The organism is Bowmanella denitrificans (genome assembly GCF_002887595.1).
In the GTDB taxonomy this organism is placed as follows: Bacteria; Pseudomonadota; Gammaproteobacteria; order Enterobacterales; family Alteromonadaceae; genus Bowmanella; species Bowmanella denitrificans.
Window position 1 is genome coordinate 41,156 of the sequence record NZ_PEBU01000014.1, and the last position, 12,068, is coordinate 53,223.

The window sequence follows — 12,068 nt, forward strand, 5'->3', positions numbered from 1 at the left end:
GTCATTGGGCGGACCTAAACTCGGGTGAAATAACTGGCCGAGAAAGTGATCCATGTTTACTGTTGACGAAGTTTTACAAAAACACTATCCCAAACTATCCGCCAACCCACTGGTTTTCAATTCCGCCAAGTTCGTTCTACGACGCCTGCTGCATGAACGCGAGTTTCAGGAGTTTGCCCGCGACTATCCCTACCTGCAAGGTCTGGAATTTGTTGAGCAGGTGCTTGAGTATTTTAATTTCAGTTACTCAGTACGTGATAGCGAGAAGGAGCGGATCCCTACCCAGGGGCGCCTGGTGATCATTGCCAACCACCCCATCGGCACCTTAGATGGCCTGGCGCTGGTGAAGCTGGTCAGTGAAGTACGTAAAGACATTAAAATTGTTGCCAATGAAATGTTGATGGCGGTTGGCCCGCTGCATCCTATGTTGCTGCCGGTCAATAATATGAATGGCGGTACGGCCAAAGAAAGCTTGAGCAATATTCAGAAGTATCTGGCGGAGGAAGGCGTGGTGATTATTTTCCCGGCCGGTGAAGTGTCTCGTTTGCGCCCACAGGGCGTCAGAGATACCCGCTGGCGTAGCGGTTTTTTGCGCATTGCATCCATGGCCAAAGCCCCGGTATTGCCTATTTTTATCGATGGCAAAAACTCACCACTGTTTTATGGTGTATCCATGCTGTACAAGCCACTCGCTACCTTGTTTCTGGTGGCGGAAATGTTTAAACAGCGCAAAAAACACCTGCCGATGCGGATTGGCGAGATGATCCCGTTCGAATCTTATCAGGGACAAAAAATATCCGCCCGCCAGCAGGTCAAATTGTTTAAGAAACACCTCTATCGTATTGGTCTGAATAAAGAAGGCATCTTCCCCACCCAAAAAGCCATTGCATTGCCCGAAGACAGACGAGAGCTCACTAAAGCGATTCGCAAGGAATGTGAACTGCTGGGCTCTACCGCCGATGGCAAAGATATCTACCTTTACCGTTATCAGGGCAGCTCTCCTATTCTGCGTGAAGTGGGCAGACTGCGTGAAGTGGCCTTTCGGGCGGTAGGTGAAGGCAGCAATAAACGTCGCGATATTGACCAGTACGACAGCCACTATTACCACTTGCTGTTATGGGACAATGAAGAACTGGAGATAGTGGGTGCTTACCGTTTTGGTGATGCCAAGCAACTAACCAGTGATATGGAAGGTCCCGGCTTATATTCCGCCAGCCTGTTTGATTATGGTCAGGATATGGACAAATACTTCGAACAGGGCCTGGAGCTGGGTCGCAGCTTTGTTCAGCCTAAATATTGGGGTAAACGTAGCCTGGATTATCTGTGGTACGGCATTGGTGCTTTTTTAAAGCGCCACCCTCAGTATCGCTATCTGTTCGGTCCGGTCAGTATCAGCGGCAGCTTACCGCCGGCAGCTAAAGATTTGCTGGTGTATTTCTATCAGTTGTATTTTGGCTCAGAGCAAGGCATTGCCCGCTCCAACCGGCCTTATCTGCTTCCCCAGGATTTGAAGGATGCCTTCAGTGGCCAGGACTACAAAGCCGACTTTACCCAGCTTAAGCATCTGCTGGCCAATATGGGCGTGGCAATCCCGACGTTGTACAAACAATACACCGAAGTATGCGAACCCGACGGCGTAAAGTTTCTCAGCTTTGGTATTGACCCGGATTTCAACGATTGTGTGGATGGCCTGGTGCTGGTAGATATCACCCGTCTGAAGCAAAACAAGCGCGCCCGCTATATGGGAAGCGTATCCGAGCACAACGCCGCCTAATGCGGCGATTGTGCCACCAACCCGGTCAGCGCCTCCTCAAGACCCTGCCCATCGCCATCTATAGGTCCAAGAGGCCTGATGCCCAGAATTCTGGCCACAATGGGATACACATCCAGGTTCGAAAAGGCCGGGATCCTGAGACCCTTTTTAAAGGCCGGTCCTTGTGCCACAAATACCGCCCCCATATCCTGATTGGGAATATAGCCATGAGCACCCATCACTTGTTGCCCTTGTAAATCTTTTTCGACAAAAAACGCCGGTGCCTGCGTTTCCAGGATAATATCCGCCACACCGGCATGTCCCTGATAGCTAAGCGCGCTTAAACGCTGGTTGTTCAGCCACTGATAACGCCCATTCGCGACATCCAGCAGTTTTTGCCTGAAGCGCTGAACTTGCCCGGCGCTGACACCCGGTTTGGCGTAGTACATCAGGCGGGTTCCACTGTTAACCAGTTTGAAATCATCATCATAGGGCAAGGTACGCACGTCTATGGCCTTGTCAGCATGGATTTCTGCCATCCCGTGGTCTGCCACCACCAGCAGATTAACCTCGGGTTTGTCTGCCAGCCCGGCACGTAATAAACCAATAAGCTTGTCAACCTGCTGCACGGCATCTCGGGTCTGAGCAGCCGATGGGCCAAACTCATGGCCAATGGTATCAACCAGAGAAAAATACCCGGCGATAAAACGCGGTCGCTGGGCAACGGGTAAAGCCAACCAGTCAAGGATCTGTTGCACCCGGTTCGAATAATCAGCTTGTTTGGCATAGTGATAATAATAACTGGGGGTCATACCGTTAATGCGGGCATCCGACTCCGGCCAGAAATAGACCGCCGACTTAACACCATGCATCTCTGCCAGATTCCACAGCGGGATACCCTGTATCCAGGTGCTGTCTTTGCCACCATCACCCATTTTGTAGCATTCCTGGCGCTGTTTGTGGCAAAACTTGTTGTCCACAATACCGTGGTGAACAGGTAACAAACCGGTTATCAAAGAAAGGTGGTTGGGGAAGGTTTTACTCGGGTATACCGGCAGCATTCGTTCGGCACGGACGCCTTTTACAGCCATATCGGCCAGGTTAGTGGCCTGGTGTTTTTCTATATAGTCCCAGCGAAAGCCATCCAGGGAAATCAGCACCACACTTTGCGTCGCCCCCTGGGCAACAACTGGGCAGAACAACAGCAACAACCGACAAAGCGCCCTTTTTATCATGGCTCTGCAACAACTCCATATCGATAGGTTTCTGAGCCGATACTATACCTTGTCAGGCATCGCCCTGCCCACCGCTGAATACGTCAGGAAACCATCTGAGTTTGTTCAGGCCAGTAAACGTTGCAGTACCTCGGTATAAATATCTTCAAGGGCGATCAGGTCTGCAATATGTACCCGTTCGTTCACCTGATGGATAGTGCGATTGGGTACGCCTAACTCCACAACCTGAGTGCGTGCCCCGGCGAAGAAACGGCCATCTGATGTGCCTCCCGAGGTAGACAATACCGGGAACTTACCGGTGTTGTGAAAAATAGCCTGCTCCACCTCATGGATCAGGCTGTTATGACTATCCTGACTGGTAAAATAGGGCTCACAGGGGCGCTCCCATTGCAATTCAAAGCCATTAGTCACAGGTAACAGTGTTTCCTGTATCAACTGTTGCAAAGAAGCCAGATCATATCTGTGACTGTAGCGAATATTAAAGCAGATACTGCATTGGGCCGGCACGATATTATCGGTAAAAGCACCTGAATCGATATGGGTGATCTGTAAGCTGGTACCGGGGAAATCGTCGCTGCCGCAGTCCCAGTTTATGTTGTTAAGCGCCGCTATCACCTTTCCCATCTTGTGAATGGCATTGTCGGCATATTGGGGATAAGCCACATGGCCTTGTTTACCCAGGACTTTTAGCCTGGCAGATATCGCCCCGCGTCGGCCGACCTTAACAGTATCACCGGTTTGTCTTGATGCTGTCGGCTCCCCAACCAGGCAATAGTCCAGGTGAATGTTTTGCCTGTCCAGTTCTGCTTTGAGCACCTTAGAGCCAAACTCAGCCTCACCTTCCTCATCACTGGTGATCAGCCAGACCAGACGCTGATTAAAGGGCTGCTTAGCTGCCAAAAAGCGCTCTGTCGCCGCCAGCATGGCCGCCACTCCGGTTTTCATGTCCGCTGCACCGCGACCAATCAACTCATTGTCGGTAATTTGTCCGGCAAAAGGATCGCATAACCACTTATCCAAGGGGCCAGGTGGCACCACATCGGTATGTCCGGCAAATGCCAGGGTCTTCTGTCCTTGCCCCAAAATCGCCAACAGGTTACTGACCCCTTCCACCTCAAAATGCTGACAGCTAAAACCTAGCCTGCTCAGCTTGTCTGCCAGCCACAGCTGGCAGCCCTGATCATCCGGCGTAATAGACCGGCGGCGAATCAGTTCCTGACTGTAAGCAATGGAGCGAAAAATTTGCTGGTGGCGGGGCAATACACTTAAGGTCATTGTCTGCATCCTGTCGGGGTTTTGCCCATTACAAACGCCCGTTATGACAGACAAATGGCAATTTCAAGACGAACAGATGACAGCAATGAAGGAACTTGGCCCTTGCTAAAGTTTATCAGTGAAATAAAATCAATGGGTTACTACCAGTTACCCGCAAAGGAGATTGTATTGCTGCGCCTGCTCTTTCTTGTTCCGGCGATATTGTGCCTGATTTGGTATCTGTATCTGCGTCATAACGGCTACAGCCTGTCTCAGGGTAAGCAGGGCTTTGTGTATATCCTGATTTTTTCAGCCGTGATCGGTGGATTCTATACACTACTACTTTGGCTGACCCATATATAAGCTTAGGGCCATAGTATAAGGTCGCGGCCGTTGTCAGTATTAATGACAACGGCCTGAGCAGCTCTCTAACCAGTCAGGTATTGGCCTTATCAGCCGACTAACGCCAGCAAAATACCGGCCGCCACCGCAGAGCCCAGCACACCTGCCACATTTGGCCCCATGGCATGCATCAGCAGGAAGTTATGGGGGTTGGCTTCCAATCCCACTTTATTTACCACCCGCGCGGCCATAGGCACAGCTGACACGCCAGCCGCACCAATTAAGGGGTTAACCTTGCCACCGCTCAGATGGTTCATCAGCTTGGCCATCAGCACACCGGCTGCAGTGCCTATGGCAAAGGCAATTGCCCCTAACCCCAGGATCCCCAGGGTTTCCAGGGTCAGGAATTTATCCGCAGACAATTTTGAGCCCACCGCCAGTCCAAGAAAGATAGTAACAATATTGATTAACTCGTTCTGCGCGGTCTTACTCAGACGATCCACCACACCACATTCACGCATTAAGTTGCCCAGACAAAACATACCAACCAACGGCGTGGCTGTGGGCAAAAACAAAATGGTCAGTAGCAATACGGCCAGCGGGAACAGGATTTTTTCCCGTTTGGAGACAGTGCGTAGCTGCTCCATTTGAATTTCCCGTTCTGCCTGACTGGTGAGGGCTTTCATAATAGGCGGCTGGATAATAGGCACCAACGCCATATAGGAATAAGCCGCCACCGCAATCGCACCAAGCAATTCAGGCGCCAGTTTTGAGGCCAGGAAAATGGCGGTTGGGCCGTCCGCACCACCAATGATGGCAATGGCCGAGGCATCTTTAAGACTAAACTCAAAACCGGGAACTAAATTAAGTAAAATTGCGCCAAACAAGGTGGCAAAAATACCGAACTGGGCAGCCGCACCTAGTAACAGCATTCTGGGATTGGCAATCAGTGCGCCGAAGTCGGTCAGCGCCCCTACCCCCATAAAGATCAGCAGCGGAAACACTCCAGTCTCAATACCAACTTCATACACATAGTAAAGCAAACCACCGGGCTCACTGAATCCAGCCAGCGGAATATTGGTGAGAATCGCACCAAAGCCAATAGGCAGCAACAGTAACGGCTCATACTTACGCACAATGGCCAGATACAACAGCAGCAAGCCAACCGCCATCATCACCAGTTGCGCGCCCTCAAAGTTAGCCAGGGCGGTGGACTGCCACAAGATTGTCAACTTCTCCATGTTGTTTTATCCCAGCGTCAGCAAAGGTTGGCCGGATTGCACGGCATCACCGTCATTCACCAGCAGCTCTATAACCCTGCCGTCATGGGCCGCGCGCACTTCGGTTTCCATCTTCATGGCTTCCATCATCACCACAACATCCCCCTTGCTGACCTGACTGCCAGGTTTAACCAGGATCTTAACGATGTTGCCGGCCAGTGGCGCATTCAGAGTTTCCCCTCCCTGCACCGAGGTGGCTTGGGGTACCTTTTCCTCACTGCCCGCTTTGATATCTGTCAGTTCCCCACTTTCAGCCACTTCCACCTGATACACTTTACCATCCACCCGAACCGAATAGACCGCAGGCCCGGTGCTTGGCTGAGTATTCTGTGGTGCTGCTGGTTTACTGGGTTCATTCCCTGGCGCAGGTTCAAAGGCAGCAGGGTTGTTGCGATTTTGCAGGAACTTAAGGCCGACTTGTGGGAACAGTGCATAGGTCAGTACATCATCCACCTGCTCATTGGCCAGTTGAATAGACTTCTGACTGGCAATTTCTTTAAGCTCCTCTGACAGCTTCTGCAGTTCGTCTTCAATCAGATCGGCGGGTCGACATACAATTGGCTTGTCTCCATTGAGTACCCGGGCCTGCAGCTCTGTATTGACCGGGGCGGCCGTGGCACCATACTCCCCTTTCAATACTGCGGCAGTTTCTTTGGTAATGCTTTTATAGCGCTCACCTGTTAGTACGTTCAGCACCGCTTGGCTGCCAACAATCTGCGATGTCGGTGTGACTAACGGAATAAAGCCCAAATCTTCGCGAACCGAGGGGATCTCCTTAAGCACGTCATCCAAACGATCTTCAGCGCCTTGCTCCCGAAGCTGGTTTTCCATATTGGTTAGCATGCCGCCTGGCACCTGAGCAATCAGAATACGCGAGTCAACACCACGCAAACTGCCTTCAAATTTGGCGTACTTCTTACGCACTTCCCGGAAATACGCAGCGATTTCCTCAAGCAGTAACATATCCAGCCCGGTATCCCGCTCCGTGCCCTCAACGATGGACACGATAGTTTCGGTCGCCGAATGGCCGTAGGTCATACTCATGGAAGAAATGGAGGTATCCAGCATATCGATGCCCGCATCAATGGCTTTCTGATAAGTCGCCGTGCTTAACCCCGTAGTGGCATGACATTGCATCGCAATAGGAACGGCGACCGCTTGTTTAAGGCGGGTAATCAGTTCTTCACACTCATACGGCTTAAGCAGTCCAGCCATATCTTTGATACAGATGGAATGCACCCCCATATCTTCCAACTCTCTGGCCATGGTCAGCCACAGTTCCAGATCATGTACCGGGCTGACGGTGTAAGAAATGGTGCCCTGGGCATGTGCTCCTACCTCAATAGCGGCCTTAACCGCCGTTTGTAAATTGCGCACATCATTCATGGCATCAAAAATGCGGAAGACATCTACCCCATTACTGTGTGCCCGTTCAACAAACTTACGCACCACATCATCTGCATAGTGCCGATAGCCAAGCAGATTCTGGCCACGCAGCAGCATCTGTTGCGGCGTGTTGGGCATGGCTTTTTTCAATTCGCGGATACGTTGCCAGGGGTCCTCGCCCAGGTAGCGAATGCAGGCATCAAAGGTAGCACCGCCCCAGGATTCCATTGACCAGTAGCCAACCTTATCCAGTTTCTCGGCAATGGGCAGCATATCTTCAAGGCGCATACGGGTAGCCAGCAGGGATTGATGGCCGTCACGCAGCACAAGTTCGGTAATAGCGAGTGGTTTGGACATGGTTTCTCCCGTTAGCTTGGATTGCGATATTGATGAATAGCGGCACTGATAGCTGCCACTTCAGCCGCACTGACAGAGGCTGGTACCTGGGTTCTTTTCGGTGTAACCACTGCGGGTTGGGGTTCGGCAAAACGACTGCATAGCCGGCTAATCAGATTAACCACCCCAATCAGCAAGGAAAGAAATAAAAAAACCACCGCCATACCAACCAGCAAGAGCAGGCCAGCATCTAGTAAAAGTGCTTGAATATCGGCATTCATCCCAGCGAGTCCCTGAAAATAAGTGTGCAGATAAGTAACATGGGGATCACTAAAAAACAACCTGACCATCCGGCTAAAAAGCCATAACAAATAACTATTTATTCATTTATTTGGCATATTTAACCACCAAACAGGAAGGATCATGGATTTTTACCTGATGATATATAGCGATTTATCATGGGGTATTGAATATTGGGAATGACTGAGGGTGTGGTATTTGGTCATAGCGAGAATTGAATATGTATATGTTTGCTTTCAACACATTCCTTGACTGGATATCAAAGAAAAGGCTCTTTGGCTTTCTGATAGCTGGCAGTGGTGCTCGCGTTACGGCGTGGCAGGATTACGTCGGGCTATCCTGCACTGCGGGCCGTAGCTGTAAGATGCGATGTTCAAAAGTACTTCTGGCATTTTTGTCGAACCTGGGAGGTTTTACTCCGGCATCCTGCCTTCGCCCAAGGGCCAGTTGAAGCTGTTCTAAAACACTCCTGGTGTTTTAGTCACCCCTTCCCACTATCTAATAAAAGAAAAAGGCTCTGTGGCTTTGTAATAGCTGACTGCGGGGCTCGCGTTACGGCGTGGAAGGATTACGCTGAGCTATCATGCCCAGCGCCCTGCGGGCCTTCGCTGTAAAGCGCGATGTTCAAAAGTGTTCCTGGAACTTTTTGTCGAACCTGGGAGGTTCTTACCCCGTCCCTCGACGATCTAAAAGAAAAAGGCCCCGGCTCTTGTTGATAGCTGACCACTACTGACTGCGGTGCTCGCGTCACTGCGTGGAAGGATTACGCTGGGCTATCCTGCCCAGCGCCCTGCGGGCCGTCGCTGTAAGGCAGCGACGTTCAAAAATGCTCCTGGCATTTTTGTCGAACCTGGGAGGTTCTTACCCCGTCCCTCGACGGAATATAAAGAAAAAGGCCCCAGCTCTTTCGAGCTGGGGCCTTTTTCTTTATATGGCGCGTGTGGAAGGATTCGAACCTCCGACCGCCTGGTTCGTAGCCAGGTACTCTATCCAGCTGAGCTACACACGCGTGATACTTAAATTCTTTGCTAATAACTGCGAGAAGGCAAGCTTCCCTGTCACAGCGAGCGCGCATTCTACATGGCTGACCGGGAAATGCAATAGTAGCAGCTGATTTTATTTGCAATAACGCTGTGACTGGCTAAGGTCTGTTCGGTTTATGCTGAAAAGTGACTTATATTCTAGACTGAACCTTGACGAAGAAGGGATACAAATGGATGAGAGCAAATATCATTATCTTGTTGACAGGCTTATTGATAAGCAGCTTGGGAGCGCAGGCCATGGGATTTTTTAAAAAGTGTATGTTTTCTGCTGTTGAGGGGACTGTGTTGATGGCAGGAAAACCTGTTGAGGGAGTCAAAGTCAAGCGGCGTTATCTTTGGGGAGCTGCCGAAGAAGAGAAAATAGATTACACGACAACAGACTCTGCCGGACGCTTTAGCTTCCCTGCACTTTATAGCTCATCGCTCTCAGTATCCCTGCTTCCACTGCATGAGGCAGGGGTAAATCAAAACATAGTCTTTGAACATGACAATAAAGAATTCGACGGTTGGAGTTTTAGAAAACGTAACTATGAGTTGGGTGGAGAAAAAGGGAAATCGCCACTAAATCTGGTCTGTGATTTAACATCATCAGCTCAGATGAACGAGGACGGTGGTTACTTAGAGGATTACTACGGGGTCTGCAAGGTGGTTAAATAGATAAAGGATTTAAAATATGGACAGTCTTACGCCTCATCAAAGCGCTTCAATCTGCGATCTAGCTTATGACATAACCGATGAGATTCATACAGAAACAAAAAGCTCAAAAGCAAAGTTTCGCGTTCCTTTTGACTATATGAAGAGTGCTAAAAAGAACAGAATATTTGCTAGCTTCGCAAAGCTTCAGTTCTCTCCAATCGATTACTTTCAGGCTAATACGGGCTTAGGTGACGGAAGAGCCGCAGCTTTTGGAGTAATAGCGGAAGGTATTGATATATATAAAAATAACCGTATAGGTGAATCTCTAATTACCATTCGCGGTACCCAATCTTGGGCTGATTGGGGCACTAATTTCCGTACTATGCCGGATTCAAAACAAGGCGTGCATATTCATAGCGGTTTTAACCAGGCATTTCAGTCCTTTACTCAGCATATTGATCGCTATCTGGACTGGCATAGCCCCAGTCGTATTCACTTGGTTGGCCATAGTCTGGGTGGGGCGCTGGCCACCTTAACCGCACGACATATTCGCAGCCGGGACAGCGCCGGGTCCTGTCAGGTTAAGCTATACACCTTTGGGGCGCCGCGGGTGGGTTTTGATAACTTTAACCAGCAGATGGAAAAGCTAATAGGCAAGCAGAATATCTACCGTGTTTACCATGATGCCGATGTGGTCGGTATGCTGCCCATGTACCCTTTTTTGCATGCCTTCTCGGCCGACAGCGCCGAAGGCTACTGTCTGAACTGGAGTGGTAGCCTGGTGTCGGTTCAGGCCCACGATCGTCAGGGCTATATCCGCTCAGTTGGCAATAGCGACTGGCAGGGGCTTAAAAACAAGCCAATGGCATGGACCAGTAGCCGCTTAATGGCCAGTCTGGGCTCACATCTGCTGCTGGGACCAGCCTTATTTTCAGCAAAACTGCTAAGCATTATTGGTAAAGCCCTTAACTATATCTTATCAAAAGCCCTGGGGATTGGTCTGGGAACCCTGCCCGGTTACGCCACCACCTTAGACCAAATAAGCTGGTTGCTGGTACGGGGCATGACAGCACTAAAGTCGTTGTGGGAACTGGGTATCGGCGCGTTAAAAGCCATACTGGCATTTTTAGGTATTAAAGCCGAGGTAAAGAATCCAACTGTTGCATTTATTCGCGCCTTGCTGGAGCGACTCGGTAGCTGCCTGCAATCGCTGGCTTATCAATCTGTTTGCCTATCCCATCCCGACACTGTGATACCCAAGCGCCAACAACTCTGGGGGTGGCAGGCCCAGCAGGCTGCTTTAAGCCGTATGGGATTACTGGAAGAGAAAATGCAGCTTCCGTCAGGTTACCAGCCAAGGCAAAACGGGTATCGCCGCCCAGGCCCCAATAATAAATTCAGCCGACGGCGGTTAGGGCCTTTGGCCTGGATGCCTGATGATTAAGATGACTTGATTACTGATAGCTGATTGCCGTGCTCGCGTTACGGCGTGGAAGGATTACGCTGAGCTATCCTGCCCAGCGCCCTGCGGGCCTTCGCTGTACAGCGCGATGTTCAAAAGTGCTCCTGGCACTTTTTGTCGAACTTGGGAGGTTCTTACCCCGTCCCTCGACGCCATATAAAGAAAAAAGCCCCAGCTCTTGTTGATAGCTGACCACTACAGACTGCAGTGTTCGCGTAACTGCGTGGAAGGATTACGCTGGGCTATCCTGCCCAGCGCCCTGCGGGCCGTCGCTGTAAAGCGCGACGTTCAAAAATGCTCCTGGCATTTTTGTCGAACCTGGGAGGTTCTCACCCCGTCCCACGACATACCGAATAAAAGAAAAAGGCCCCGTTCTTTCGAACGGGGCCTTTTTCTTTTATATGGCGCGTGTGGAAGGATTCGAACCTCCGACCGCCTGGTTCGTAGCCAGGTACTCTATCCAGCTGAGCTACACACGCGTAAACTTTGAATCCTGCGCATTTCCTTCAAAAGGAAATGGCGGAGAGAGAGGGATTCGAACCCTCGATAGGGGTTAACCTATACACCCTTAGCAGGGGTGCGCCTTCAGCCACTCGGCCATCTCTCCTCAATGTGGAGCCGCAGTTTAATGATTCACTGGGGGAAGTCAAACCTTTTTTCCGGACTGGAGGTTTGTTCGTTGAGCATTTGAGCAATTCAGCCAATTTTCATGCAAAACAGAGATTTTTTGACGGTTCAGGAGAAAGTCGCGGGCAAGAAAAAGGCTGGTTACCCAGCCTTCTTTTTCTTATGCATCATCAGATGCGTCGTCACCCGGATACTGAGAGTTTTTCTCAGCCTGGATACGCATATAAATTTCTTCACGATGCACAGATACTTCTTTCGGGGCATTTACGCCAATCCGAACCTGGTTTCCTTTGACGCCCAACACAGTGACGGTCACTTCGTCACCAATCATCAGGGTCTCTCCTACACGACGGGTCAATATAAGCATTCGCTTGCTCCTGTTCCGTTTTTCCAACAAGTCCTTACTTAAAGCTA

Annotated in this window: 10 protein-coding genes and 3 tRNA genes; 4 read left to right on the plus strand and 9 right to left on the minus strand. The window is 50.4% G+C overall.

All coding sequences use genetic code 11. The features are described 5' to 3' along the window. The first annotated feature begins 52 nt into the window (after positions 1 to 52). Positions 53 to 1,774 carry a bifunctional ornithine lipid synthase OlsF gene (gene olsF / locus CSR04_RS20855; RefSeq protein ID WP_102798280.1) on the plus strand — a complete coding sequence of 574 codons (1,722 nt, stop codon included), beginning with the start codon at positions 53 to 55 and terminating at the stop codon, positions 1,772 to 1,774. On the opposite strand, the gene CSR04_RS20860 is transcribed toward olsF, so the two are convergent. Next, the gene (locus tag CSR04_RS20860; protein ID WP_102798281.1) at positions 1,771 to 2,988 is read right to left on the minus strand and encodes an alkaline phosphatase family protein; all 1,218 of its coding nucleotides are present in this window, start codon (positions 2,986 to 2,988) and stop codon (positions 1,771 to 1,773) included. The genes olsF and CSR04_RS20860 overlap by 4 nt on opposite strands. Positions 2,989 to 3,093: 105 nt before the next feature. Then, positions 3,094 to 4,263, minus strand: coding sequence for a succinyl-diaminopimelate desuccinylase (gene dapE / locus CSR04_RS20865; RefSeq protein WP_102798282.1), 1,170 nt, complete (start codon positions 4,261 to 4,263; stop codon positions 3,094 to 3,096). A gap of 102 nt (positions 4,264 to 4,365) precedes the next feature. On the opposite strand from dapE, the gene CSR04_RS20870 reads away from it, so the two are divergent. After that, on the plus strand, positions 4,366 to 4,605 hold the full coding sequence (locus tag CSR04_RS20870) for a hypothetical protein (RefSeq protein ID WP_102798283.1): 240 nt from the start codon (positions 4,366 to 4,368) through the stop codon (positions 4,603 to 4,605). 89 nt (positions 4,606 to 4,694) lie between these two features. Here CSR04_RS20870 and CSR04_RS20875 read toward each other — a convergent pair whose 3' ends face one another. The 4 genes from CSR04_RS20875 to CSR04_RS20890 form a co-directional block, all read right to left on the minus strand. Beyond that, positions 4,695 to 5,825 carry a sodium ion-translocating decarboxylase subunit beta gene (locus CSR04_RS20875; RefSeq protein ID WP_102798284.1) on the minus strand — a complete coding sequence of 377 codons (1,131 nt, stop codon included), beginning with the start codon at positions 5,823 to 5,825 and terminating at the stop codon, positions 4,695 to 4,697. 6 nt (positions 5,826 to 5,831) lie between these two features. Further along, entirely contained in the window at positions 5,832 to 7,607 is a 1,776-nt protein-coding gene (oadA, locus tag CSR04_RS20880; protein WP_102798285.1) for a sodium-extruding oxaloacetate decarboxylase subunit alpha, read from the minus strand. 11 nt (positions 7,608 to 7,618) lie between these two features. After that, positions 7,619 to 7,867 carry an OadG family protein gene (locus CSR04_RS20885; protein WP_102798286.1) on the minus strand — a complete coding sequence of 83 codons (249 nt, stop codon included), beginning with the start codon at positions 7,865 to 7,867 and terminating at the stop codon, positions 7,619 to 7,621. Between the two features lie 951 nt (positions 7,868 to 8,818). Continuing rightward, positions 8,819 to 8,895, minus strand: a tRNA-Arg gene (locus CSR04_RS20890). A gap of 208 nt (positions 8,896 to 9,103) precedes the next feature. On the opposite strand from CSR04_RS20890, the gene CSR04_RS20895 reads away from it, so the two are divergent. Continuing rightward, on the plus strand, positions 9,104 to 9,586 hold the full coding sequence (locus CSR04_RS20895; RefSeq protein WP_102798287.1) for a DUF6795 domain-containing protein: 483 nt from the start codon (positions 9,104 to 9,106) through the stop codon (positions 9,584 to 9,586). Positions 9,587 to 9,722: 136 nt separating this feature from the next. Continuing rightward, a complete protein-coding gene (locus CSR04_RS20900; protein ID WP_172449450.1) occupies positions 9,723 to 11,009 on the plus strand; it encodes a lipase family protein in 1,287 nt (428 codons plus the stop codon). A gap of 420 nt (positions 11,010 to 11,429) precedes the next feature. On the opposite strand, the gene CSR04_RS20905 is transcribed toward CSR04_RS20900, so the two are convergent. The 3 genes from CSR04_RS20905 to csrA form a co-directional block, all read right to left on the minus strand. Next, positions 11,430 to 11,506: transfer RNA gene (locus CSR04_RS20905), tRNA-Arg, on the minus strand. A gap of 38 nt (positions 11,507 to 11,544) precedes the next feature. After that, a tRNA-Ser gene (locus tag CSR04_RS20910) sits at positions 11,545 to 11,634 on the minus strand. A gap of 180 nt (positions 11,635 to 11,814) precedes the next feature. Continuing rightward, the gene (gene csrA / locus CSR04_RS20915) at positions 11,815 to 12,021 is read right to left on the minus strand and encodes a carbon storage regulator CsrA (protein ID WP_102798289.1); all 207 of its coding nucleotides are present in this window, start codon (positions 12,019 to 12,021) and stop codon (positions 11,815 to 11,817) included. Positions 12,022 to 12,068 lie beyond the last annotated feature (47 nt).